23 protein-coding genes are annotated in these 22,634 nt (G+C 70.7%); 12 read left to right on the forward strand and 11 right to left on the reverse strand.

Annotated elements, in window-relative coordinates:
* Window positions 1-95 precede the first annotated feature (95 nt).
* Both gndA and JOE57_RS11755 read left to right on the forward strand, forming a co-directional pair.
* Window positions 96-1,532 (forward strand): NADP-dependent phosphogluconate dehydrogenase, encoded by a 1,437-nt coding sequence (gene gndA, locus JOE57_RS11750; protein ID WP_204918173.1) that lies wholly within the window; start codon window positions 96-98, stop codon window positions 1,530-1,532.
* The gene (locus JOE57_RS11755) at window positions 1,529-2,038 is read left to right on the forward strand and encodes a gluconokinase (RefSeq protein WP_204918174.1); all 510 of its coding nucleotides are present in this window, start codon (window positions 1,529-1,531) and stop codon (window positions 2,036-2,038) included. Before gndA ends, JOE57_RS11755 begins: the two co-directional genes overlap by 4 nt.
* Window positions 2,039-2,071: 33 nt before the next feature.
* Here the strand turns inward: JOE57_RS11755 and mobA are convergent, their stop codons facing one another.
* Both mobA and JOE57_RS11765 read right to left on the reverse strand, forming a co-directional pair.
* Window positions 2,072-2,680 carry a molybdenum cofactor guanylyltransferase gene (gene mobA, locus JOE57_RS11760; protein ID WP_204918176.1) on the reverse strand — a complete coding sequence of 203 codons (609 nt, stop codon included), beginning with the start codon at window positions 2,678-2,680 and terminating at the stop codon, window positions 2,072-2,074.
* Window positions 2,649-2,906, reverse strand: coding sequence for a PLDc N-terminal domain-containing protein (locus JOE57_RS11765; RefSeq protein WP_204918178.1), 258 nt, complete (start codon window positions 2,904-2,906; stop codon window positions 2,649-2,651). Before JOE57_RS11765 ends, mobA begins: the two co-directional genes overlap by 32 nt.
* A 76-nt stretch (window positions 2,907-2,982) precedes the next feature.
* Between JOE57_RS11765 and JOE57_RS11770 the strand changes: the two genes are divergently transcribed.
* Entirely contained in the window at window positions 2,983-3,903 is a 921-nt protein-coding gene (locus tag JOE57_RS11770; protein ID WP_204918180.1) for a CDP-alcohol phosphatidyltransferase family protein, read from the forward strand.
* Between the two features lie 60 nt (window positions 3,904-3,963).
* Here JOE57_RS11770 and JOE57_RS11775 read toward each other — a convergent pair whose 3' ends face one another.
* The gene (locus tag JOE57_RS11775; protein ID WP_204918183.1) at window positions 3,964-4,884 is read right to left on the reverse strand and encodes a glycosyltransferase family 2 protein; all 921 of its coding nucleotides are present in this window, start codon (window positions 4,882-4,884) and stop codon (window positions 3,964-3,966) included.
* A 137-nt stretch (window positions 4,885-5,021) separates the two neighbouring features.
* On the opposite strand from JOE57_RS11775, the gene JOE57_RS11780 reads away from it, so the two are divergent.
* From JOE57_RS11780 to cds1, 5 genes are read left to right on the forward strand one after another with little or no spacing between them, the layout of a single operon-like run.
* Complete coding sequence (locus JOE57_RS11780) at window positions 5,022-5,204, forward strand: hypothetical protein (protein WP_204918185.1); 183 nt, start codon at window positions 5,022-5,024, stop codon at window positions 5,202-5,204.
* A gap of 26 nt (window positions 5,205-5,230) precedes the next feature.
* Window positions 5,231-6,574, forward strand: coding sequence for a YcaO-like family protein (locus JOE57_RS11785; RefSeq protein ID WP_204918187.1), 1,344 nt, complete (start codon window positions 5,231-5,233; stop codon window positions 6,572-6,574).
* The gene (locus JOE57_RS11790; RefSeq protein WP_204918189.1) at window positions 6,571-7,245 is read left to right on the forward strand and encodes a TfuA-like protein; all 675 of its coding nucleotides are present in this window, start codon (window positions 6,571-6,573) and stop codon (window positions 7,243-7,245) included. The genes JOE57_RS11785 and JOE57_RS11790 overlap by 4 nt, the downstream gene beginning before the upstream one ends.
* Before the next feature lies 1 nt (window position 7,246).
* Window positions 7,247-8,491 carry an MFS transporter gene (locus JOE57_RS11795; RefSeq protein WP_204918191.1) on the forward strand — a complete coding sequence of 415 codons (1,245 nt, stop codon included), beginning with the start codon at window positions 7,247-7,249 and terminating at the stop codon, window positions 8,489-8,491.
* 9 nt (window positions 8,492-8,500) lie between these two features.
* Window positions 8,501-9,649, forward strand: coding sequence for an L-cysteine desulfhydrase Cds1 (cds1, locus tag JOE57_RS11800; RefSeq protein ID WP_204918193.1), 1,149 nt, complete (start codon window positions 8,501-8,503; stop codon window positions 9,647-9,649).
* A gap of 41 nt (window positions 9,650-9,690) precedes the next feature.
* Here the strand turns inward: cds1 and JOE57_RS11805 are convergent, their stop codons facing one another.
* Both JOE57_RS11805 and JOE57_RS11810 read right to left on the reverse strand, forming a co-directional pair.
* Window positions 9,691-10,593 carry a 1,4-dihydroxy-2-naphthoate polyprenyltransferase gene (locus JOE57_RS11805; RefSeq protein ID WP_204918195.1) on the reverse strand — a complete coding sequence of 301 codons (903 nt, stop codon included), beginning with the start codon at window positions 10,591-10,593 and terminating at the stop codon, window positions 9,691-9,693.
* The gene (locus JOE57_RS11810) at window positions 10,590-11,834 is read right to left on the reverse strand and encodes an AMP-binding protein (protein ID WP_338041276.1); all 1,245 of its coding nucleotides are present in this window, start codon (window positions 11,832-11,834) and stop codon (window positions 10,590-10,592) included. The genes JOE57_RS11805 and JOE57_RS11810 overlap by 4 nt, the downstream gene beginning before the upstream one ends.
* 148 nt (window positions 11,835-11,982) lie before the next feature.
* Between JOE57_RS11810 and JOE57_RS11815 the strand changes: the two genes are divergently transcribed.
* On the forward strand, window positions 11,983-12,906 hold the full coding sequence (locus tag JOE57_RS11815) for an o-succinylbenzoate synthase (RefSeq protein WP_204920403.1): 924 nt from the start codon (window positions 11,983-11,985) through the stop codon (window positions 12,904-12,906).
* Entirely contained in the window at window positions 12,903-14,531 is a 1,629-nt protein-coding gene (gene menD / locus JOE57_RS11820) for a 2-succinyl-5-enolpyruvyl-6-hydroxy-3-cyclohexene-1-carboxylic-acid synthase (protein ID WP_204918197.1), read from the forward strand. Before JOE57_RS11815 ends, menD begins: the two co-directional genes overlap by 4 nt.
* A 6-nt stretch (window positions 14,532-14,537) precedes the next feature.
* Here the strand turns inward: menD and JOE57_RS11825 are convergent, their stop codons facing one another.
* From JOE57_RS11825 to JOE57_RS11840, 4 genes are all read right to left on the reverse strand, one after another.
* Window positions 14,538-15,389: a phytanoyl-CoA dioxygenase family protein gene (locus JOE57_RS11825; protein WP_338041277.1), complete on the reverse strand. Its 852-nt coding sequence runs from the start codon at window positions 15,387-15,389 to the stop codon at window positions 14,538-14,540.
* 27 nt (window positions 15,390-15,416) lie between these two features.
* Complete coding sequence (locus JOE57_RS11830) at window positions 15,417-17,153, reverse strand: TM0106 family RecB-like putative nuclease (protein ID WP_204918199.1); 1,737 nt, start codon at window positions 17,151-17,153, stop codon at window positions 15,417-15,419.
* A 3-nt stretch (window positions 17,154-17,156) separates the two neighbouring features.
* Window positions 17,157-17,861: a demethylmenaquinone methyltransferase gene (locus tag JOE57_RS11835; protein WP_338041278.1), complete on the reverse strand. Its 705-nt coding sequence runs from the start codon at window positions 17,859-17,861 to the stop codon at window positions 17,157-17,159.
* A gap of 158 nt (window positions 17,862-18,019) precedes the next feature.
* Window positions 18,020-18,688: a fasciclin domain-containing protein gene (locus tag JOE57_RS11840; protein WP_338041279.1), complete on the reverse strand. Its 669-nt coding sequence runs from the start codon at window positions 18,686-18,688 to the stop codon at window positions 18,020-18,022.
* A 106-nt stretch (window positions 18,689-18,794) separates the two neighbouring features.
* Here JOE57_RS11840 and JOE57_RS11845 point away from each other — a divergent pair, with 106 nt between their 5' ends.
* Window positions 18,795-19,439 (forward strand): ABC transporter ATP-binding protein, encoded by a 645-nt coding sequence (locus JOE57_RS11845; RefSeq protein ID WP_204918203.1) that lies wholly within the window; start codon window positions 18,795-18,797, stop codon window positions 19,437-19,439.
* On the forward strand, window positions 19,436-21,070 hold the full coding sequence (locus JOE57_RS11850; protein WP_204918205.1) for a DUF6297 family protein: 1,635 nt from the start codon (window positions 19,436-19,438) through the stop codon (window positions 21,068-21,070). The genes JOE57_RS11845 and JOE57_RS11850 overlap by 4 nt, the downstream gene beginning before the upstream one ends.
* Before the next feature lie 23 nt (window positions 21,071-21,093).
* Here JOE57_RS11850 and JOE57_RS11855 read toward each other — a convergent pair whose 3' ends face one another.
* Together JOE57_RS11855 and rnhA are read right to left on the reverse strand one after the other, a co-directional pair.
* Entirely contained in the window at window positions 21,094-22,104 is a 1,011-nt protein-coding gene (locus tag JOE57_RS11855; protein ID WP_204918207.1) for a YdcF family protein, read from the reverse strand.
* A gap of 25 nt (window positions 22,105-22,129) precedes the next feature.
* Window positions 22,130-22,609 carry a ribonuclease HI gene (gene rnhA / locus JOE57_RS11860; RefSeq protein ID WP_204918209.1) on the reverse strand — a complete coding sequence of 160 codons (480 nt, stop codon included), beginning with the start codon at window positions 22,607-22,609 and terminating at the stop codon, window positions 22,130-22,132.
* Between the last annotated feature and the right edge of the window lie 25 nt (window positions 22,610-22,634).

The following is a 22,634-nucleotide window of genomic DNA, read 5'->3' on the forward strand; positions in this document are numbered from 1 at the left end:
GGAGAAGTCCATCAACGCATCTGGAGGGCGGCCTTGACGGGAGCACTCGATAGGCTGCGGGTTGACCTGAACCGGATCGGCGATGAGGAGTGACGATGACAGAACTGGCCCAGATTGGTGTCACCGGACTTGCGGTGATGGGACGCAACCTGGCGCGCAACTTCGCCCGACACGGTTACCGGGTCGCCGTCCACAACCGCAGCCATGCCAAGACCGAGTCGCTGCTGGCCGACCACGGCTCCGACGGCACCTTCATCGGCTCGGAGTCGATGGCCGACTTCGTCGCCTCGCTCGAACGTCCCCGCAAGGTCGTGATCATGGTCAAGGCGGGCGGCCCGACCGATGCCGTGATCGCCGAGCTGGTCGGGTTGCTGGAGGAGGGCGACATCGTCATCGATGCCGGCAACGCGCATTTCCCGGACACCATCAGGCGGGAACGCGAGCTGAAGGAGCACGGCCTGCACTTCGTCGGTTCCGGGGTGTCCGGTGGCGAGGAGGGCGCACTGAACGGCCCGTCCATCATGCCCGGCGGCTCGCCGGAGTCCTACACCACGCTCGGGCCGATCCTGGAGGACATCTCGGCCAAGGTCGACGGCGTGCCGTGCTGCACCTACATCGGCCCGGACGGTGCCGGCCACTTCGTCAAGATGGTGCACAACGGCATCGAGTACGCCGACATGCAGCTGATCGCCGAGGCGTATGACCTGCTCCGGCAGGGCCTGGGAGCCTCGGCCGGAGAGATCGGTGAGATCTTCAAGACCTGGAACGACGGTGACCTGGAGTCGTTCCTGATCGAGATCACGGCCGACGTGCTGGCCCACAAGGATGCCGAGACCGGCCAACCCTTCGTCGACATCGTGCTCGACCAGGCCGAGCAGAAGGGCACCGGCCGCTGGACGGTGCAGAACGCCCTCGACCTGGGTGTCCCTATCACCGGGATCGCCGAGGCGACGTTCGCCCGCGCGCTGTCCGGTTCGGTGCCCCAGCGGACCGCCGCACGGGCCGGTCTGCAGGCGCACACGGCCGAGTGGAAGGTGGCGGATCGGGAGGCGTTCATCGACGACGTGCGGCAGGCGCTCTACGCCTCCAAGGTGGTGGCGTACTCCCAGGGGTTCGACCAGATCGCCGCCGCCAGCAGCGAGTACGACTGGAACATCGACCGAGGCGCGATGGCGCGGATCTGGCGCGGCGGCTGCATCATCAGGGCCCGGTTCCTGAACCGGATCACGGAGGCCTACGAGCGCGACGCCGATCTGCCGCTGCTGCTGGCCGACCCCTATTTCGCCGATGTGGTCGGCAATGCGCTGGCCGCCTGGCGGCGGGTGGTGGCGGGTGCTGCTCAGAACGGCGTGCCGACCCCGGCGTTCTCGTCGTCGCTGGCCTACTACGACGGCATCCGTGCCGAGCGGCTGCCGGCCTCCCTGATCCAGGCGCAGCGGGACTTCTTCGGCGCGCACACCTATCGGCGGGTCGACAAGGAAGGCACCTTCCACACGGAGTGGAGCGCGGACCGCACCGAGAGTGACGCATGAGAGCTGTCGACGGTACTGCCGTCGTGGTGATGGGGGTCGCCGGCAGTGGCAAGACCACTGTCGCGACCCTGCTGGGGGCCCGGCTGGGCTGGCAGGTGGCCGAGGCTGACGACTTCCACTCATCGCAGAACGTGGCGAAGATGGCCTCGGGCGTCCCGCTGACCGATGCCGACCGGCAGCCGTGGCTGATCGCGATCCGGGACTGGATCTCCGCTTCCGACACCAGCGTGCTGGTGACCTGCTCGGCGCTCCGCCGGTCCTACCGTGACGTGCTGCGCACAGCGGACAAGCGGGTCCGGTTCCTGCACCTGGATGGCACCGCGGACCTGATCGGGGAGCGGATCAGAGCCCGCGTCGACCACTTCATGCCGCCGGCGCTCCTCGACTCCCAGCTGTCCACCCTGGAACCGCTGCAGCCGGACGAGGACGGTGTGGTGATCGGGGTGTCGGGTACCCCGCACGGGGTGGCCGATCGGGCCATGGCGGCGCTGCAGCTGACCCGGTAGCGGTTTGCCTCGCAGGCGGCCGCCGCTGGTGCCTCACAGCTTGGACCAGAGTGCGATCTGGTCCGGAGTGTCGATGTCGAGGGTCCACCTGGGTGGCAGCCGGACCTGCAGGGCGTCCAGCCCGACCAACAGGCTGCGGGCGCTGGCGCCGACCACCGAGGCCGGGTCCGTCTCTGCCAGCCGGGTCAGCGCCGCACCGCGGACGGCGAGCTGGAGTGGCTGCTCGACGCCGTGCTCGTCGACCCCGACACAGGCGTCCACGTCGCTGTCGGCCAGGGCGGACACGAGCTGACGGGCCGCCTGTCCACCGGCCGGTACGTCACCGGGCACGGACACCATGCATCCGGTGCAGCGGAGCGCGGCGACCCGGGCGCCGGCGACCAGCGCGGCGGCGGGTCCGGCGCCGGCGGGGATCTCCCGGGTGAACACCGCCGGTCGGCTCAACGGACGCTCCGGCCCGACGACGACCACAGGCCACTCCTCAGGGATGTCGGCGATGGCCCGCTCCAGCAGGGACACGCCCGCCAGCCTGGCCGCGAGCTTGTCGGTGCCGAACCTTCTGGAGGTGCCGCCGGCCAGCACCACGGCGATCGCTCGCACCGGTGTCGCTCTACAGCCCTCGGAGGAAGTCCGGGTCGTCATCTGGAGCAGTCGGCCGGCTGCTCCGGGCGCTGGCGCTCAGCGAGGCCGAGTTCGGCCGCCCCAGCAGCAGCCAGAAGGCCGAGCCGATCAACGGGAAGCAGATGATGACCGTGGCCCACAGCCAGCGCGGCATCCGCCGGACGGCATAGGGCGATGCCTGTGCGACCTCGACCACACAGTAGATCGTGAGCAGGGCCACGATGATGATCGGAAGATAGCGCCCCATGGAACAAGAGTATGCGCACCGGAAGGCGGTGCGTCTACCACGGAAGCCGATCTGCCGCGGCCGTATGCTGGGGCCCATGTGCCCTCCCGACGACCTGCACCCTGCGGATGATGCGCGGCCGCATCCGGCTGCGGGTCGGCACCAGCGCGGAGACCATCCCAGCATGGCCGAGCTGCGGGCGGTCGCCCAGCCGGACACGGTCGTCGGGCGGCGCAACTCCGAGCACTGGGCGGGTGTCTACCTGCGCAAGGGATCCATCCACCTGACCCGGCTGCTGCTGCCCACCGGAATCACCGCCAACGCCGTCACCTGGCTGATGATCATGGTCGGGGTAGCGGCACCGCTGGTGCTGACGGTGCCGGGCTGGTGGTCGGCGATCTGCGCTGCTGTGCTGATCCAGCTGCACATCCTGATCGACTGCACCGACGGTGAGATCGCACGCTGGCGGGACCAGCAGTCCACTACCGGGGTCTACATCGACCGGATCGGGCACTACATCGTCGAAGCGATGCTGCCGATCGCGCTGGGGGTTCACCTCGACGGTGGACTGCTGGAGATCGGGGGCTGGACCACTCTCGGGGCGCTGGTCGCTGTGGTCGTCATCTTGAAGAAGTCCTTCGGAGACCTGGTGCATGTGGCCCGCACCTACTCCGGCTGGCCGAAGCTCAGCGAGGACGCCGAGCTGGCCGCACCGAGGTCGGGAGGGCTGCGCTCACTTCGCGGGATCCTCCGGTTCTTCCCGTTCTTCCGCGCCTTCGGAGCGATCGAGTTCACCCTCATCGTGGCGGTCGTCGCCACCGCGGACCTGATCCTGCGGTTGGCCGGCGCAGAGGCGACCGCCGCCGGCGCCGGCGCCGGGATGCTCACCGGCCCGGAGGGACTCGTCTTCGAAGGGCTGCTACGCGGCTGGCTGCTGCTGTCCATCCCGCTGTCGCTGGCCACGGCCGCCGGTTATCTGCTGTCCATCCTCGCCTCCAGCAGGCTGCGGGTGCCCTGACGACTCGAGGTAGCTGACGACTCGAGGTAGTTGACGACTCGAGGTAGCTGACGGGCGGGGCTAGATGACGGGCGGCTGGCCGAGCCGGGCCAGCCGGAGAACCGTCTTCCACCCCATCGGGTGCCGCTGGCCGGGGGAGGACGTCCAGCCCTCGCGCCAACCGGCGACCCAGCTCTTGGTCGACTCCCAGTCGGTGCCGTTGCGGCCGAGCGAGATCACGGTCCACACTCCGACGTACACCGGGACCAACGGCCAGGGCAGGTTGCGCCTCGCCACCCAGACTCGGTTGCGGGCGTTCATCCGCTGGTAGTACTCGTGCCGAGCGGGCGGCAGTGCCGGATGGTGCACGACCAGGTCGGCCTGGTACCAGGCGTCCCAACCCAGGTCGCGGAGCCGCCAGGCCACCTCGATCCCCTCATGGCCGTAGAAGAAGTCGGTGGGAAAGCCGCCGACCGCCTCCCAGGCGGTGCGGCGGAAGATGGTCACACCCTCGGGGCAGGTGAACGCCGGTCCCGAGACGGCCGGGTCGCCGACGTGGGCCCGCGGCACCCAGCGCCGCAGCGTGGTGCCGTCCTCGGCGGTGATCCGTGGGGCGAGCAGTGCCAGCCGTGGCCGGTCGGCGAAGATCGTGACGGCCCGCGACAGCGATGTGGCGTCCGGGATCCAGGCGTCGTCGTCGAGGAACATGAAGATGTCGCCGTCGGTCTGGCTGACGGCGAAGTTCCGTCCGCCCGAGATGCCCAGGTTCTCGGTCAGGCCGAGGGTACGGACGCCATCCGGCGCGATCGGTTCGGGCCAGCCGTTGCCGAGCAGGAACACCTCGAGGTTGGCGTAGTCCTGAGCGAGGGCGCTGCGCAGGCAGCGGTCCAGCTCGGTCGGCCGATCTCCCATGCTCATCACGATGATGTTCACCTTCGGCGTGACGGTCCGACCAGGGTCCGAGGACTGCTGGTGCTCGGGTCGCGCTGCCGGTACGTCCATGCCCACACCCTAGTTGGCCCGATTCGTGATCGGCCGCGGCAGCCTGTGTGTGTTGACGCTTTCCAGACCGGCTGATAGACATCGGAATCCCGGCCCGCCCCCCCTGTAAAGGGCCTCTCCTGAAAGCTGGTCCCCCCATGGCACACCTGCGAGAATCGCGACCAGAAGTCCACCGCGTCGAGCAGTCCGGCACGACGGCGTCGATGTTGATGGTCGGCTCCGCCACCGACCTGCAGACCATTCTCGAACGCGAGGACCAGCCCGGCGCCGTCGGCCAGATCAACTCGATCTGCGTCCACGAGTCGGTGTCGGCCGGTTGAGCCGCGTCAGCCTGTAGCCCCACGTCGTGACTGTCGCCGGCGCGCCCTTCGCGCTGCGTGCCTCGGTGCCGAAGCTGCACCGGGCCGGTACCCGGGAGGTGCCGGCGACAGTCACACTGGAGCGGATGCGACCACATCTGGCCCGGTTGGGGGTCACCCGACTGGCGAACGTCACCGGACTCGACCGGCTCGGTATCCCGGTCTACCATGCCATCTGCCCGCGCTCGGCCGACTCCATCTCGGTCTACGCGGGCAAGGGCCGGACGGTGGTCGACGCCTGCGTCTCGGCGGTGATGGAGGCGGCCGAGCGGTTCTGCGCTGCGGCGCAGCCGCCCGCGGCCGTGGTGGCAAGCCTGGCGGACCTTCTCGCTGACGGTCGCCACCTGCTCGACCCGCGCGACCACACCATCGAACTGCACCCGGACTTCACGGTCGATACTCCGATCGCGTGGACCCGGGGGGTCGACCTGCTGAACGAGCGCGCGGTGCTGGTGCCGCAGTACCTCGCGGGGTACTACCTCCACTACGACGGTCTGCCGACGAATCCGATCGCGACCTCGAACGGTCTGGCATCGGGCAACTCGCTCGAGGAGGCCGTCCTGCACGGCCTCTGCGAGGTGGTCGAGCGGGATGCCTGGACCATCGCCGACGTCCTCGGACACCGGCTGCCGCGATCCCTGGGTGTCGCCGGCGGTGACATCGCCGACCGGATGTCTGCGCGCTACCCGCTGGTCGATCTCGACAGCCTGCCCGAGGCCGCGCAAGAGCTTGCCGACGCCTTCCTCTCGAACGATGTGCGGCTGACGGTCCGCAGTATCACCTCTCCGGTCGGCGTGCCTACGGTCCTGGCGACCGCCACCGAGGAGCACCTCGACCAGATGTCGCGCAGCCACCACGGCATCGGCACGCATCCCGACCCGCAGGTCGCGCTGACCCGCGCCCTGACCGAGGCGGCGCAGAGCCGGGCCGGCGACATCGCTGCCATCCGCGAGGATCTGACCCTGCCGGGGGAGAAGGTTCAGCGCTGGCTGCTGCACACCCAGCGCAGCGGGTCCGCCGACACCAGCAGCTGGGCCACCGGTGCGGACGAGCACCCGGTCCGTCTCGACGACCTGCCGGCTTTCGCCACCGACGACGTCCGGCTAGACATCGACCGGCTGCTCGAGCGGTTGCGCGACAGCGGACTCGACCGGGCGATCGTGGTGGATCTGTCCCCGGCCGACCTGCCGATCGCCGTCTGCCGGGTCCTGGTGCCGGGGGCGGAGTCGTGGAGTGTCGACCGGAGCCGGATCGGGCCACGGGTGACAGCACTGTGGAACGAGGCCCTCGTCGGTCTGACCGGCGACGAACCGCGAGCGGCGGCGGGATGAGCACGGTCGTCTTCGTCGGCCCCAGCGTGCCCCGCGGACTGGTCCGGCAGCACTTCCAGGGTGAGATCCATCCACCGATCCGGCGCGGTGACCTGGACGCGCTGCTGGCTCGGCCGGATCGTCCGGCTCGGGTGGGCATCGTCGACGGCGAGTTCCTGCAGTCGCTGGCCGCCACCCCCAAGGAGATGCTGCGCGCGATAGACGCTGGGGTCACCCTCTACGGTTCGGCCAGCATGGGCGCGCTCCGGGCGGTGGAGTGTGCTCCCTACGGCATGATCGGTGTCGGACACATCTACGACCTGTACGCGAGCGGGGAGATCGACGCTGATGACGAGGTGGCGATGACGTTCGACCCGGAGACGCTGACGGCCATCTCCGAGCCGATGGTCAACATCCGGGTGGCGATGACGATCGCCGCCGAGTCCGGAGCCATCGAGGCGGCGACCGCACGGGCCGCCGTGGCGGTGGCGGCAGCGCTGTACTTCCCGGACCGCAGCTATCCCCAGCTGCTCCGGCGGCTGCGGGACGTCGTCGCTGCGGCCGAGCTCAGCCGGCTGGCCGCCTTCGTCTCAGGTGCGTGCCTGCCCGACCAGAAGCGTACGGATGCGCTGGAGATGATGCGGCGGATGGTCGCCGACTCCCACCCGCCTGAGCAGGACGACGGGTCGTAGCGTGGCCGGGCCGGACGGACGCTGGCGTGCGCGGGTGGGCAAGTGGCTGACCGGGTTCGGCACCTCCCTGCTGGGCGACCAGGTCTACTTCCTGGCCCTGGCCTGGGCCGCGGTCGAGGTGTCCGGCCCGGCCACGGTCGGACTCATCCTCGCCGCCGGCTCGGTGCCCAGACTGGTGTTCCTGCTGGTCGGTGGCGCGCTGGCCGACCGGATGAGCCCGAAGCGGCTGATCATCCTCTCCGACACCGGCCGCACCCTGACCCTGCTGGCCCTGGCGGCGCTGCTGACCGTCGGCTCGCTCGGTCCGTTGCCGCTGGGCTTGGTGGCACTCGTGTTCGGCATCCTGGACGGGCTCTTCCTGCCCGCTGTCGGTGCACTGCCGCCGCGGCTGGCGCCGGTGCACCTGATGGCCCGGATCCAGGCAGCCAGGACCGTCATCCAGCGGCTCGTGGTGTTGGTGGGTGCGCCCATCGCCGGCTGGCTGGTCGCCAACCGGGGACTGGCCAGCGCCTTCTGGCTCAGCGCAGCCCTGTTCGCCGTCTCCGTGCTGGCCCTGGCGTTGGTGTCGCTGCGCCCCGGCCCGGCCGAGGCAGCCGACGAGCCGGGCGCGACCGGCCGCCGGACCAGCATGGTGGCCGACATCGCCGCCGGGCTGCGCTCGGTCCGGAGCCATCCGGTGCTGCCGTCGCTGCTGGCCGTGGTGGCCCTGACCGACCTCGGCTTCTCCGGACCGCTGACCGCCGGACTGCCGATCCTGGCTCAGCACAACGGCTGGGGACCGGCCGGCGCCGGGTACGTGCTGGGTGGCTTCGGGCTCGGCGCGGCCGCGACCGGGCTCACCCTGGCAGTGGTCAGGCAGATCCCGCGGGCCGGGCTGGTCTCCTACCTCAGCCTGGCCTGGATGGGCGTCGCCGTCGTCCTGGTCGGGATGGCTCCCTCGGCCGGGCTGGCCATCGCTGCGGCGGTGCTGCTCGGCTTCGGCAGCGGCGTCTTCGGCACCCTGATGAACGCGCTGCTGATCATCACCGCACCTCCCGCGGAGCTCGGCCGGGTGATGTCGGTGCTGTCGCTGGCCAGCTATGGCGGGGCGCCGATCAGCTTTGCGGTGACCGGTCTGCTCGCCGGTCTGTTCGGCCCGCAGCTGCCGTTCTACGTCGGCGGCGGCGTGGTGCTGCTGGCGGGCATCGCCGGGCTGACCCGGCACCGGCTGCGCAGTCTCGAGCTGGCCACGGCCGACACCGGCTAGGGTGAGGCGATGCAGGCGGACCAGCCCCAGCGTCACCCGGAGCCCGGGGATCCTGTCCCACGGCCTCCGCTGCAGTCCCGCGACTGGTCGGCCTGGGCCGTTGCACGGGTCGAGGCGGACGCCAACCGGAGTGCGGACACCCACCTGCACGTGTTCCCGCTGCCACCCGAGTGGGGGATCGAGCTCTACCTCAAGGACGAGTCGGTGCACCCCACCGGGAGCCTCAAGCACCGGTTGGCGCGCTCCCTGGTGCTGTACGGCCTGTGCAACGGGTGGATCACCGCCGACACCACCCTGGTCGAGGCCTCGTCCGGCTCGACCGCGGTCAGTGAGGCCTACTTCGCGCGGCTGCTGGGGCTGCCGTTCATCGCCGTGATGCCGGCCGGCACCGCCCGGGAGAAGTGCGAGCTGATCGAGTATTACGGCGGGGTCTGCCATCTGGTCGAGGACCCGGCGACCATCTACGCCGTCGCCGCCGAGTTGGCCGACTGCCGTGGCGGCCACTACCTGGACCAGTTCACCTACGCCGAGCGGGCCACCGACTGGCGCGGCAACAACAACATCGCCGAGTCGATGTTCGCCCAGCTGGAGCTGGAACCGCACCCGGTGCCCGACTGGGTCGTGGTGGGAGCGGGGACCGGTGGCACCAGCGCCACCATCGGGCGCTACCTGAGGCTGCGGAAGTTCCCCACCCGGCTGTGTGTGGTGGACCCGGAGAACTCGGCCTTCTACCGATCCTGGCAGAGCGGCGACCCAGCCGCTACCGGCGCCAGCTCGCGGATCGAAGGCATCGGCAGGCCGCGGGTGGAGCCGAGCTTCGTGCCTGCACTGGTGGACCGGATGATCAGCGTGCCGGACGCGGCCTCGGTGGCGGCCATGCGATGGTGCACCGAGCTGCTCCGACGCTCGGTCGGTGGGTCCACCGGGACGAACCTATGGGGTGGGCTGCAGCTGGTCGCCGAGCTGAAGGCCGCCGGTCGGCAGGGCAGCCTGGTCACCCTGCTCTGTGACTCCGGCGCGCGCTACGCCGGGACGTACTACAACGACACCTGGGTGGCCGAACGCTTCGACCTGTCCCCATACACCCGGGTGCTGGACCGGTTCCTGGCCACCGGCGAGTGGACAGGCGTGGAGGTGGACTCTGCGGAGTTGGCCTGAAAGGGGCTGGACTGAGCGGGCTGGACTGAGCGGGGACGGCGCTAGCCGGAGCCGAGCACCAGGCCGACCGCCAGCCCGGCAGCCAGCACCAGCTCGGCCACCCCGGTTGCCTTCAGCACGCCGATCAGGTCGGCACCGGCGGCCTTTCCCAGCACGGCCCGCACTGCCGGGGCGATCACCGGGACGAAGAGCAGGCCCAGCAGTGCCCACCGGCTGCTGGTCGCCGCCAGCACGATGACCATCAGCACGCTCACCAGCAGCAGGGCGACGTAGAGCCATCGGGTGCGGGCAGCGCCGATCCTGGTCGCCAGCGTCCGCTTGCCCGCCACCGTGTCACCGGCGATGTCGCGAAGGTTGTTGGCCACCAGCACGGCGCAGGTGATGGTGCCGATGCCGATCGCGCCCAGCAGCGCGGGCAGTGTCACCCGGCCGAGCTGCACCAAGGTGGTCCCGCAGACGGCGACCAGCCCGAAGAACACGAAGACGAACAGCTCGCCCAGGCCGAGGTAGCCGTACGGCCTGCGGCCGCCGGTGTAGAACCAGGCGGCAACGATGGAGGCGGCCCCGACCGCCAGCAGCCACCACTGGCCCGACCACACCACCAGCACCAGCCCGGCCACGGCGGCGACACCGAAACAGCCGAACGCCGCCGCCTTGACGGTCCCCGGGCTGGCCACCCCGGAGCCGACCAGCCGCATCGGGCCCACCCGGTCGGCGTCGGTGCCGCGGATGCCGTCGGAGTAGTCGTTGGCATAGTTCACCCCGACCTGGAGCGCCAGGCTCACCACCAGTGCGAGCAGCGCCCTCGGCCAGGAGAAGCCGCCGGCGAAATAGGCGACCGCGGAGCCCACGAGCACCGGGCTGACGGCCGCGGGCAGGGTCCGCGGCCGGGCGCCCGCCAGCCACTGGGCCGCGGTCGCTCCGGGCGGCACGGTCTCGTTCACTGCTGGTCCCCCTCATCGTCGTCGGCGGCGGCACCGGCCCCTCGCGGCCAGGATGCGGACAGCTCACCGACTAGGCGTTGCCGGTCGATCTTTCCACTACTGGTCCGCGGCAGCCGCCACAGCCGCACCAGCTGGCGCGGGGCGGCATAGGCCGGCAGGGCGCCGGAGAGGAAGCGCCGCAGCTCCTCCAGGTGTGCGCTCGGTGGGAGCGCCGCACCGGCGGTGCCCGCCTCACAGACGGCCACCACCCGGGAGCCCCACTGCTCGTCCGGGACGGCGACGACAGCCAGTTCGGCGCCCCCCAGCGCGGGCCAGCTGCGGGCGGCTGACTCAACCTGGGCCAGGTCGACATTGAGGCCGCCGGAAACGACCACGTCGTCCACCCGACCGATCAGCTCGAGCCGGCGCCCAGGGCCGCCCGGGTCAGGCCGCCAGCGGCCCCGGTCGGCGGTGACCAGTCGGCCCTGCTGCAGCACAGCTGCGGTCAGGTCCGGGCGGAGGCGGTAGCCGGAGAAGAGCATCGGACCGCCGATGCTGATCCGCTGGGTGTCGGGGTTGAGCGACACCTCGACACCGGCCAGCGCGATCCCGTCGTAGACACAGCCACCGCTCGTCTCGCTCATCCCGTACGTCGTGACCACCCGGATTCCGGCCGCCCGGGCCCGGGCCAGGGTGGTGTCGGCGAGCGCGGCGCCGCCGACGAGCACCGCATCGACCTCGGCCAGCTCGGCGGACAGGCCCGGGTGTTGCAGGGCGCGGACCAGCTGGGTCGGCACGATCGACAGATAGCGGCGCCCGGAGGTCCGGCCGAGGGCGTCGGCCAGGGCGGACAGGTCGGCACCGACCTGCCACGGTGTGGTCCCGGCGACCACCGAGCGGGCCAGCACCATCAACCCGGCCACGTAATGCTGCGGCAGCGCGCACAGCCAGGTTCCCGGTCCCCCGAGCCGGTCATGGGTCGCGGTCGCCGATGCGACGATGGCCGACCTGGACAGCACCACCCCTTTCGGGCGGCCGGTAGAGCCGGAGGTCGCCACCACGACGGCCGCATCCGGCTCCGTCACCCCGATCTCCGGCTGGGCCATCGCGAGCACCTGCTCGGCCTCAAGTCCCGAGCCGGGCAGTGGCAGCAGGGGATCACCACCGTCAAGGGCGGCCGCCAGCCGGTCCGGCAGCTCCGCGGCCGGTACCGGCCGCAGCTGCCGGAGGTCGCCGGGGGCGGATGGCGAGGATGCGGGCACGGGACAAGTCTGGCGGAGGTCGGTCGGTCCTCCTGCGCGGGTGCCCTCGGTCTGCTCCGGCTGCGCGTCCCGCCGGCCGGCTGCCTCCGGCGGACCGCACTAGGCTGACCCCGTGCCGGGACGCGAGACCTTCAGCTACGACATCGGCATGCGGACCCGGTTCCGTGGGCTCAGCCGCCGGCAGGGGATGCTGCTGAGCGGTCCGGCCGGCTGGGGGGAGTGGAGCCCGTTCCTGGACTACCAGGGGGCTGAGCTGGTGCCCTGGCTGCGGGCGGCGCTGGAGGCTGCCGACGACGGCTGGCCGGACCCGGTGCGTGACCGGGTGCCGGTCAACTGCACGGTGCCGGCCCTCGGACCGGCGCAGGCCCACCTGCTCGCCGAACGTTCCGGTTGTGCGACTGCGAAGGTGAAGGTCGCCGAGCCCGGTCAGCGGTTGGCCGACGACCTGGACCGGGTCGAGGCGGTCCGGGCCGCGCTCGGTCCGCAGGGCCGGATCCGGGTGGATGCCAACGGGGCCTGGGACGTCGACACCGCAGAAGCCGCGCTGCGTCAGCTCGACCGGTTTGACCTGGAGTACGCCGAGCAGCCGTGCGCGAGCATCGAGGAGCTGGCTGAGCTGCGCCTGCGGCTGGCCCGGCGGGGAGTGGACGTGCCGATCGCCGCCGACGAGTCCATCAGGCGTGCGGCCGACCCCTACCGTGTCGCGGAGCTGGCCGGCGCCGACATCGCCGTACTGAAGGTGCAACCTCTCGGCGGGGTCCGCGCCTGCCTGGAGATCGCCGAGCGGATCGGGCTGCCGGTGGTGGTGTCGAGTGCGCTGGAGACCTCGGTCGGCATCCGGGCGGGGCTGGCCCTGGCCGCCGCTCTGCCCGAGCTGCCCTACGCGTGTGGGCTGAACACGGTGCCTCTGCTGGCAGACGACCTGGTCTGCGACCCGCTGATCGCCCGGGCCGGCGCCATCGAGGTGCGGGAGATCCGGCTGGATCCGGGCCGTCTCACAGCGGCCCGGGCCGACAGCGGGACCGCCGACTTCTGGCAGGCTCGCCTGGTGGCGACCGAGGCGATCAGATGACCAGCGCCACGCTCTGTGCCCGGGTGATCATCGAGGAGCTGTTGGCCCGCGGCGTCCGCGAGGTCGTGCTGTCCCCCGGATCCCGCAGCGCACCATTGGCGTACGAGGTCTTCGAGGCGGACAAGATCGGCCTGCTGCGGCTGCATGTGCGGATCGACGAACGCAGTGCGGGGTTCCTCGCGCTGGGACTGGCCAAGGCGAGCGAGTCCCCGGTTGCGGTGATCACCACCTCGGGCACTGCTGCGGCCAACCTGCACCCGGCGATGCTGGAGGCCCACCACTCACACCTGCCGCTGGTCGCGGTCACCGCCGACCGCCCCGGATTCATGATCAACACCGGTGCGAACCAGACCACCGACCAACGCCAGCTGTTCGGTCGGCAGGTGCGGGCCGACGCTCAGCTCGACTCGAGTGCCGACAGCATCGGGTCGTGGCGGTTCCAGCTCGCCCGGCTGCTGGCGGCGGCCACCGGCTCGCGCACCCTCAACCCGGGGCCTGTGCACCTCAACGTCGCCTTCGCCGAGCCGCTGACACCGACCTCGGAGGTGGTGCCGTGGCAGCAGGACCTGACCGTCGAGCCGGTCCACCGGCAGCCGCGGCCGGTCCGGCTCGACCCCGCCCCGCAGACGGTGATCGTGGCCGGCGATGCCCCGCCCACGACCGGCCGGACCGCCTACCGGCTGGCGGCGGCCGCCGACGTGCCGCTGCTGGCCGAACCATCCAGCAACGCCCGCCGGGGCGACGCCGCACTGGCCAGCTATCGGCTGCTGCTGCAGTCCTCGCTGGCCGAGGACGTGGAGCGGGTGATCGTCTTCGGCCATCCGACCCTGTCCCGTCCGGTGCAACGGTTGCTGCAGCGGTCCGACGTCGACCTGGTCACGGTCACCGACTACGCCGACTGGGTCGACCCGGGGCTGAACGTCGGCCGGGTGCTGGACGCTGTCGATCTCGAGCCGGGCGACCCCGACTGGTCGGACCGGTGGCGGCAGGCGGACAGCCGGCTGCGTCCGCAGCTCGACCAGCTGATCGATGCGAGCGGGGTGTTCACCGGACCCGCGCTGGCGGCCGTGCTCTGGGCGCAGATGAGTGCCGGTGAGGCGCTGGTGCTCGGGTCCTCGAACCCGGTCCGCGATCTCGACCTCGCCCCGGTGCATGAGTCGGTGCCGGACGTCTACGCCAACCGCGGGCTGGCCGGCATCGACGGCACGGTCTCGACGGCGATCGGCGTCGCACTGGCCACCGGCCGGCCGACCCATGCGCTGCTGGGGGACCTGACCTTCCTGCACGACTCCAACGGGCTCATCCTCGGCCCGCAGGAGCCGCGTCCGGATCTGCGGATTGTGGTCGCCAACGACGACGGCGGGAGCATCTTCGCCACCCTCGAGCACGGGCTGCCGGCCCATATGAGGGCCTTCGAACGGATCTTCGGTACCGCGCACGGCGCCGACCTGGCGGCGGTGGCCGCATCCTTCGGGATCCGCCACGCCCGCGTGCGCTCTGCCAGCGAGGCGGAGGAGGCGCTGGCGGACCCGCCGATCGGGATCGAGATGGTCGAGGCGGTGATCGACCGGCGCGGTCGGCGGGCCCTGAGCCTGGCCATCAACGCGCTGGCCGCCGACCTCTGAGGCCCCTCAGAGCGCGTCGGTGTCCACCCAGTGCTGCTGCCAGCGCCAGTCGATCGGCTCGCTCACCCGCTGGTAGCGGATGTCGGTGGACAGCCGCATGGTCTGGTCGCGGTCCACGTTGTCCAGGGCCGCATGGACCAGGTAGGCGGAGTGCACGACCACGTCGCCGGCCCGGTAGTCGGCGGTGAGCCAGCGGCTGTCGTGCTCGTCGGCCAGGGATGGCAGGTCGGCGGTGATCGACGCTGCCGGACGCCGCAGTCGGCCCTCCCGCTCTTCGGCCAGCACCCGGTGATGGCTGCCCTCCAGATACGTCAGGCCGCCCAGCGTCCGTGGACAGTCGCCCAGCGGGATCCAGATCGACAGCACCCGATCGGTCCCCTCACGCAGATAGACCAGGTCGTAGTGCGCCTGGGTGGCGGTGCCGACGCCGTTGGCTCCGGGCCGGGTGTGCCGGATGATCTTGCGCTTGTGCAGGTGTACGTCGTCGTCGAAGAGCCAGCGGAACCACCCCGCCACCCCGGGGGTGCTGCAGAGTCGCTGGTACTCGTCGGAGGGGACGATCTGCTGGAAGAGGATCTGTCTGAGCCGGGCGACATCCACCGGACCCTCGGCGGCCTTTCCGTCCACCGGGTCGCTGCCGGATCTCAGCACGCCGGTGTCGGCCAGCTGGCAGAAGTAGTAGCGGCGGAAGTCGATCACCTCGGCCGGGTCGAGATGGCCCGTCAGGTAGAGATAGCCGTCCTGGCGCAGCCGGGCCCACAGCGCGTCGCGATCGCCGCGCTCCGAGTCGGGAGCGGCGCGCAGCTCACCCAGCCGGTCGGGGGCGTCACTGAGCAGATAGCCGTTGGAGGTGAGCACCCCATCATTCTGTGAGACACGCACCGGTCAGGTCCAGCCGTCGGAGGGGGCCCGAAGCCAGCCGCGGACCGCCAGCGTCGCCTCGACGTCGTCCTCGTTGTACTCCAGCACCCGCAGCCGTGCCTGCGCCCGGACCTCCTCGGTCTCGCCGTGCACGGCATCGAGGAACCACCGTTGCGAGTTCAGCCCCCCGGGGTCGTCGTCCCGCCAGCGGAACCCGGCACCCGTGCTGGCGACCTGCTTGAGCCCGAGCCCGTTGACCCCGAAGAAGTGCTGCCGGACCACGTCGTAGAGGTCGACGAACTCGGCCTCGGCGTACCCTCTGGCCCAGTCGAGGAGCGGGTCGATCGACGTCTGGGCGAGCTCGCGGATCTTGTTCACCTCGAACGCGCTGTAGTGGAACACCCGGACCGTGTCCGGGCCCTCGACCAGGGAGCGCAGCCAGGTCAGCGCCTCGACAGCCAGCTCCAGCTCGGCTCGGGCGTCCAGGTCGGCGAAGCGGCTGAAATGATGGAACGTCGGCGGGTCGGGCGTGCGGCGGTCGTCGACCAGGAACCCCCACAGGTAGACCCGCAGGTCAGCCGAGGTCTCGATGTCGAAGTCGATCTCCAGGTCGGCCGCCGGCAACTCGATCGGACCGGAGGTCTCCCTGACCAGATCGGTGCCGGCAGACAGCAGCCGGGCCCGGCGGTGAGCCTTGCGCAGCCGGTCCTCCGCCCCGCTGCGATGGGTCACCTCCGGCAGGTAGCCCGGCAGCAGGCTGCCGAGATCGGCGTCGGCCAGATCGGTGATCGTCGTTATGCCGCGACTGCGCAGGGCGCTGATCTCGCGGACGTCCAGCGGGCTCTTGTTGATGTTGAGGCTCACATCGGCCGGGTCGAGCTGGGGCAGGCAGTGCTCCCACCACAGGCAGCGGTCACACTCCTTGGTGCGGATCGGTCGCACCAGCGGCGCCGGGTCGTCGGCGTTACCGGTGCGCAGCTGGGCCACCTCGGCCACCTTCACCCGGAAGGCGTGCTCGTGGTCGTAGCGCTCCAGCACGCTGCGGGTGGTCCAGCCGTCGGTGCTGCGCCGGGAGAAGGTCCGGACCAGAGGCTCTGCCAGGTCCATCCAGGTGATCAGCCGCTGTCCGAGGGTGAGATCGGTGCCGATCACGGCCGCTATCGCCTCGGTCGTCGCGAATCCCGCCGCCTGCAGCATCCGGTGGTAGTGCGCCAGCTGTACCAGGTCGGCCTCTCGGCTGCCGATCCGGAAGCCCAGCCCGGGCAGCTGCTGCCGCTCAGCCGGCGCCGGCCGGCGAAAGGTGGTGTAGCTGATCGTGGAGTTGGGCCGCGGCGTCGTGGTCTGCGGTCGGCGCTCATGCAGCAGGTGGAACTTCACCTCGGCCGGATGGTAGCCGGGAGTGCCATCGGGCTGGTCGGCTCCGCGGATCAGCAGGTCCACCCGGCCGACCCGGTGACCTGACCGGTCCGGCGGCAGGGCACCGCCCACGACCAGCTCGGTGCCGGCCCGCAGGGCCTGCAGGCAGGCCTCCTGCTGAGCCGGCCAGGGCTGTTGGTCCAGCCCACGCAGGTCGGCGACCGTGCCGCCGAAGGTGGACAGCAGCTCCGCCAGCACGGTCTGCTCGAACTGCTCGCCGCCGTCGAAGAGCTCGGCCAGCGCGTCATCGGGTCTGCCGGCGACCGGCTGGATGCTCCTGTCGAAGGTGTTGTGCGTCTTGACCGCACAGCTGCGGGCCGCGTAGGCGCCGAGCAGAACAGTCATCGCCTAGGCCCTCGCGCGGTGCAGCGCGACCACGCCACCCGAGAGGTTGCGCCACTCGACCTCGGACCAACCGGCGTCGACCAGCAGCTCTGCCAGCCTCTGCTGGTCGGGCCAGTTGAGGATCGACTCGGCCAGGTACTCGTACGCCGAAGGGTTGGAGGAGGTCAGCCGGGCGATCTTCGGGATCGCGGCCACGAGGTAGTTGGAGTAGACCAGCCGGAACGGGCGCCACAGTGGGGTGGAGAACTCGCAGATGACCAGCCTGCCGCCGGGGCGGGTGACCCGGCGCATCTCGGCCAGGGCCACATCGGTGTGCTCGACGTTGCGCAGCCCGAACGAGATGGTGACGGCATCGAAGCTGTCGTCGGCGTAGGGCAGCTGGAGGGCGTCCGCGGCGACGAAGCTCAGGTTGGGCTGGCGGTGCTTGCCCACCGTGAGCATCCCCAGCGAGAGGTCGGTCGGGAAGACGTGCGCTCCGGCCCGGGCGAACGGCTCGCTCGAGGTGCCGGTGCCGGCGGCCAGGTCCAGCACGGCGTCTCCCGGCCGAGGCTCGACGGCCTCGAGCACCAGGGTCCGCCAGGCCCGGTCCTGGCCGAGGGACAGGATGTCGTTCACCAGGTCGTAGCGCGCGGCGACGCCGTCGAACATCGACGCCACGTCGGTGCGGCGTTTCGCCAGCGTTGCTCGGTAGTCCTTGCGTTCGGGCACACGGTCAGCCTGCCACGGGGGTCTGACAGCCGCGGTGACGGGTGCGATGCCGGAGCGGAGCCCGGCCGGGACGCGACACGGTGCCCGGGCAGGGCCCGGGCACCGTGAGGGAGCGCCGACGTCGTCGTCGGTCGGGGAGGTCGGTGAGGATGCCCGAGTCAGGACTTGGGCAACAGCACCTGGTCGATGATGTAGACGGTGGCGTTGGCGGTCTGCACGTTGCCGCACAGCACCATCGCCTTGCCGTCGACGGTGAAATCCTCACCGGAGCCCTCCACCTTGATGGTGGCGCCGTTCAGGGTCTTGTGCTCACCGGCAAGCTCGCTCGGCGCCAGCCGGCCCGGGACCACGTGCAGGGTCAGAACGTCGGTCAGCAGACCCTTGGGGTCCTTCATGGCCGCGTCCATGGTCTTCTTGTCGAGCTTGGCGAACGCGTCGTCGGTGGGCGCGAAGACGGTGATGTCATCGGTGGTGTTGAGCGTGTCGCCGAGGCCGGCCTTGCCGACGGCGGCGACCAGCGTCGTGAGCAGCGGGTTGTTGCTGGCCGCGGTGGCGACCGGATCCTTGGACATGCCGTCGAAGGACCCCTTGCCGCTGGTGGGCACCTTCGAGCAGGCGGCACCGAACGGGGCGTCGGCGGAGCCGGACGACTCCATGCTCATGCTGGGCGACGGAGCCATGCTCGAGGCCGGTGCGCTGGACGCGGCGGCGGAGGGTTCGCCGCCGGCGCTGGCACTGTCGCCGCCGCTGCAGGCGGCCAGGCCGAGCGGGAAGACGATGGCTGCGGTCAGGGCCGCGATCTTGGTGATGCGAGACGTCTTGGACACGATGTTCCTCCTGGAGGACGAGTTCGGGGAGAGCCAGCGTTTGTCTCTCGGCCCTAGTTCGGTACCGGGCACCAGTCGGATTGGTGCAAGGGGGAGAATCGAGCACATGGCAAAGCGGTCTGTGGTTCTCAAGGCGTCCGGGCTCAAACGAGCCTTCGGCCCCGTCACCATCTTCGAGAAGTTCAGTCTCGAGGTGCGGGCCGGTGAGGCGGTCGCGCTGACCGGGCGCAACGGGGCCGGCAAGTCGACGCTGCTGCGGTGCCTGATCGGAGCCGACCGGCCGGACGAGGGGACCATCGAGGTCTGCGGAAATCCGATGTCGGAGACGTCCGCCCAGATCCGGCGCGATGTGGCGACCGTGATCGACGATCTGGACTTCTTCCCCGACCTCAGTGTGGTCGAGCATCTCGACCTGCTGGCCAGGGCGCACGGCATCGCCGAACCCGACGAGGCCGTCGACGAGGTGCTGGAGGAGGTGCAGCTGATCCCGCAGTCCGGGCAGCTGCCCGGAACGCTGTCCTCGGGACAACGCCGGCGGCTGGCGCTCGCCACCGCGTTCGTCCGTCCGCGCAGGCTGCTGGTGCTGGACGAGCCCGAGCAACGCCTGGACGTCGAGGGGGTCAACTGGCTGGCCCAGCGGCTGAAGTCCGAGCGTGAGAAGGGTCTGGCCATCGTATTCGCCAGCCATGAGCCCAGCCTGGTGCAGACGGTGGCCACCCGTGAGGTCAAGCTGGGGGCGTCACGCGAATGAGCAGCCCCGACACCACGTTCGACGACGACACACCGACGCTCCAGCCCGCCAGCCCCCGCGAGCTGAAGCAGCTGATCAAGGACTGGCGCACCGGCCGGGCCACCAAGAACCTGATGGAGGCCTTCCACGACGCCTACGTCGTGGTGATCGCAGCGTTGATGATCGGGGCGATGATCATCAACGTCATCATCCAGGCCCAGGCGGTGGTGTCGAGGTGTGACAGCGTCTCCTGCCTGTCGGCGCGGGCGGTGCTGCCCTGGGCCGCGTTCGCCGGTGCGGTGGCCGCCGCACTCGCGGTCAGCCGGCTGTTCGGACCGGTGCTCGCCTCGGCGGCCGAGGGCTTCTGGCTCCTCGACGCACCCATCCAGCGGTCGAAGCTGTTGGCCGCCCGACTGGTCGGCGCCATCGTCGGTGCTGCTGTGATCGGGGCGGCCGCCGGCGGGTTGATCTCCGCCCTGACGGGGTCGCATGCGGCCAACGTGGGCGTCTGGGCCGGCGCCACCGGTGCTGCCGCGGCTGCTGCGGTGGCGTTCGCTGCGGCCCAGCAGGGCATCGAGCGCACCTGGCTGGCCCGGACCTTCACCTACATCTTCGGCACCCTCGGGCTGGCGGCCCTGTTGCTGGTGATCAGCGTGGCCGCCGGTTGGCTCAGCCTCGGCCTCTCCTCCGACCTCGGCGTCGAGCTCGGCCTGGTGATGACCGGCTTCGGCATTCTGGTGCTGGCCGCCAGTGCGGTGCTGGCCGGGCTCAGGCTGAACCGGATCCGTCGTACCCGGTTGCTCAGCGGTGGCGCCCTGGTCAGCGGGATCTCTGGGGCGTTCTTCGCCCTGGACATCGGTCTCGCCCGCGACATCGTGGTGGAGCGGCGTGCGGTGGAGAAGGGACATGTCCATCCCAAGCGGGGTGGTGGTCTGGGCCTGCAGGCCATCGTCTGGCGTGAGCTGCACCGGCTGCTGCGCTTCCCGCAGCCGCTGATCGCTGTCGGGGCCACGCTGGTGGTGCCCTACGCGGCGGATGCGCTGGGGATGAGCAGCCTGACGCCCGTGTTCGCCGGGCTGGCGCTGTTCGGCGCCATGATCCCGCTGCTGGGCGGGTTACGGGTGCTCACCCGCACCGGCGGGCTGGCCCGCTGCCTGCCGTTCTCGCCGGGGGCGATCAAGCGGGCGTCGGTGGCCGTGCCGGCCGGGATCGCCGCGATCTGGGCGCTGGCGACGACAGCCGCATTCGTGGGCTTCGGGGAGGGCGCGGTCGATCGCACCGTACCGGCAGCCTTCCTGATGGCTCTGGCGACGGCCTCGGCCGGCTTCCTGGGCGCGGTCCGGTGGACGATGGCCAAGGGGGTCGACTTCGGGGCGCCGATGGTCTCCACCCAGGCGGGCGCCTTTCCGCCGGGACTGATGACGAACCTGTTCCGCGGCTTCGACGTCTGCCTGTTGATCACCGCACCGATGCTGCTGGGCCTTTCGCCGATCTGGTCCTTCGTGATCGCCGGGATCGCCGCCCTGCTGCTCTTCGGCTCCTTCGACGCGGAGGCGATGCGCGCCAAGCAGGCCGAGCAGCAGCGTCAGCTGGCCGAGCAGAAGGCGAAGGCGGCCAAGGCATCGGCCGCCGCCCAGCAGCGCAAGCGCTGAGTCGCCCCCGCTGGCGAGGTGATTCAGCCTGCCGGGGTGACAGCCAGTACGAGCAGCACGGTGAAGGCCAGGATCGGCAGGCACAGCAGGGCATTGAGCCGGCGGTGCTCGACCAGCACCGCAGCGAACTCCCGCAGGAAGGCGTTGGGCAGGTAGTAGCCCGCTGTCGGAGCACCGACCACCTCGGCCGGGACACCGAGGCGCCGGGCCAGCAGTGCCGCCCGGAGCACGTGATAGTTGTTCGTCGCCACCAGGTAGGGCGGATCCACCCCCGCCTCCCGCAAAGCCTGGCCGGCGAAGCGGAGGTTCTCCTCGGTATTGGTGGAGTGGTTCTCCGGCAGCACGTCGGCCGGGTCGGCGCCGTGCTCAACCAGGTACTCGGCCATCCCGGCCGCCTCCGTTCGAGGCTCGTCGACACCCTGTCCGCCGCACGGGACGAGCCACACCCGTCTTCCGAGCCGGTGCTGACGGGCATAGATCTCCAGGCCCTTGTCCAACCGGGCGGCCAGCAGCGGTGGCACCGCGCCGTCGACCAGCTGCGAGCCGAGGATGACCACTGCAGTTGGTTCGATGTCGTGCTTCATCCGCCCGTACACCACCGCGTAGACCAGGAACACGACGAAGACGCAGCCGAGGTAGCAGCAGAGGAAGAACGCCAGCGCCGACAGTCCCAGCGCCAACGGCTGCCGGCTCCGCACCCCGAGCAGGGCGGCCGCCGGTAACAACAGCAGCACCAGCCCGGCGAGCAGTGCCAGCAGGTTGCCCAAACCCCACCCCTCGCGGCGCAGCATGGTGACGCCGTTGACGACCAGGAACGCTGCCAGCACCATGACGCCGAAGGGCACCAGCAGCACCTGGGCCAGGTAGACCCAGCGCACCCACGGGAACCAGACCGACAGCTGCTGCACCACCCCGTTCAGGGTGAAGCCGGCTGCCAGCACCAGCAGCACTCCGTTCCGCAGCTGCCGCTTGTCGCGTGCCTGACAGGACACGAACAACACCGCGAAGATGCCGCCGAGGGCGAGGTTCACCATGCTGGACCTACGGGAGCGATTCGCCTCAACCGGCTCGGACCTGCTCCACACCCCGGTTCGCGAGGGCATCGGCGTGTTCGTTGCCCGGGTCGCCGGAATGGCCCCGGACCCATTTCCAGCTGACCTGGTGCCGGTTGACCTCGGCGTCGAGAGCCTGCCAGAGATCGACGTTCTTGACCGGCTTCTTGGCGCCGGTCAGCCAACCGTTGCGCTTCCAGCCGGGCAGCCACTCGCTCATCCCCTTCATCACGTAGACCGAGTCAACGTGCAGGGTGACCTGACAGGGCCGGGTCAGGGCGCGCAGCCCCTCGATCACGGCCGTCAGCTCCATCCGGTTGTTGGTGGTGACCTCCTCGCCGCCGAACAGCTCGCGCTCGTGCCCACCCGAGCGCATCACCACCCCCCAGCCGCCGACGCCGGGGTTGCCCTTGCACGCCCCGTCGGTCCACATCTCGACCGTGGTCAACGTGCTGTCGTCGGTCGGGGAGGTCGCTGTGGCCGTCATGGTGACCATCTTTTCAGAGAACTCC

The organism is Microlunatus panaciterrae, assembly GCF_016907535.1.
In the GTDB taxonomy this organism is placed as follows: Bacteria; Actinomycetota; Actinomycetes; order Propionibacteriales; family Propionibacteriaceae; genus Microlunatus; species Microlunatus panaciterrae.

Excerpts from the sequence above, each read along its gene's own strand:
- JOE57_RS11790 (WP_204918189.1), top strand. The coding sequence starts at position 6,571 with ATGAGCACGGTCGTCTTCGTCGGCCCCAGCGTGCCCCGCGGACTGGTC.
- JOE57_RS11830 (WP_204918199.1), bottom strand. The coding sequence starts at position 17,153 with ATGACTGTTCTGCTCGGCGCCTACGCGGCCCGCAGCTGTGCGGTCAAG.
- mobA (WP_204918176.1), bottom strand. The coding sequence starts at position 2,680 with ATGACGACCCGGACTTCCTCCGAGGGCTGTAGAGCGACACCGGTGCGA.
- JOE57_RS11815 (WP_204920403.1), top strand. The coding sequence starts at position 11,983 with ATGCGGACCCGGTTCCGTGGGCTCAGCCGCCGGCAGGGGATGCTGCTG.
- gndA (WP_204918173.1), top strand. The coding sequence starts at position 96 with ATGACAGAACTGGCCCAGATTGGTGTCACCGGACTTGCGGTGATGGGA.
- JOE57_RS11775 (WP_204918183.1), bottom strand. The coding sequence starts at position 4,884 with ATGGACGTACCGGCAGCGCGACCCGAGCACCAGCAGTCCTCGGACCCT.
- JOE57_RS11850 (WP_204918205.1), top strand. The coding sequence starts at position 19,436 with ATGAGCAGCCCCGACACCACGTTCGACGACGACACACCGACGCTCCAG.
- JOE57_RS11855 (WP_204918207.1), bottom strand. The coding sequence starts at position 22,104 with ATGGTGAACCTCGCCCTCGGCGGCATCTTCGCGGTGTTGTTCGTGTCC.
- cds1 (WP_204918193.1), top strand. The coding sequence starts at position 8,501 with ATGCAGGCGGACCAGCCCCAGCGTCACCCGGAGCCCGGGGATCCTGTC.
- JOE57_RS11755 (WP_204918174.1), top strand. The coding sequence starts at position 1,529 with ATGAGAGCTGTCGACGGTACTGCCGTCGTGGTGATGGGGGTCGCCGGC.
- JOE57_RS11765 (WP_204918178.1), bottom strand. The coding sequence starts at position 2,906 with ATGGGGCGCTATCTTCCGATCATCATCGTGGCCCTGCTCACGATCTAC.
- JOE57_RS11780 (WP_204918185.1), top strand. The coding sequence starts at position 5,022 with ATGGCACACCTGCGAGAATCGCGACCAGAAGTCCACCGCGTCGAGCAG.
- rnhA (WP_204918209.1), bottom strand. The coding sequence starts at position 22,609 with ATGACGGCCACAGCGACCTCCCCGACCGACGACAGCACGTTGACCACG.
- JOE57_RS11770 (WP_204918180.1), top strand. The coding sequence starts at position 2,983 with ATGTGCCCTCCCGACGACCTGCACCCTGCGGATGATGCGCGGCCGCAT.
- JOE57_RS11845 (WP_204918203.1), top strand. The coding sequence starts at position 18,795 with ATGGCAAAGCGGTCTGTGGTTCTCAAGGCGTCCGGGCTCAAACGAGCC.
- menD (WP_204918197.1), top strand. The coding sequence starts at position 12,903 with ATGACCAGCGCCACGCTCTGTGCCCGGGTGATCATCGAGGAGCTGTTG.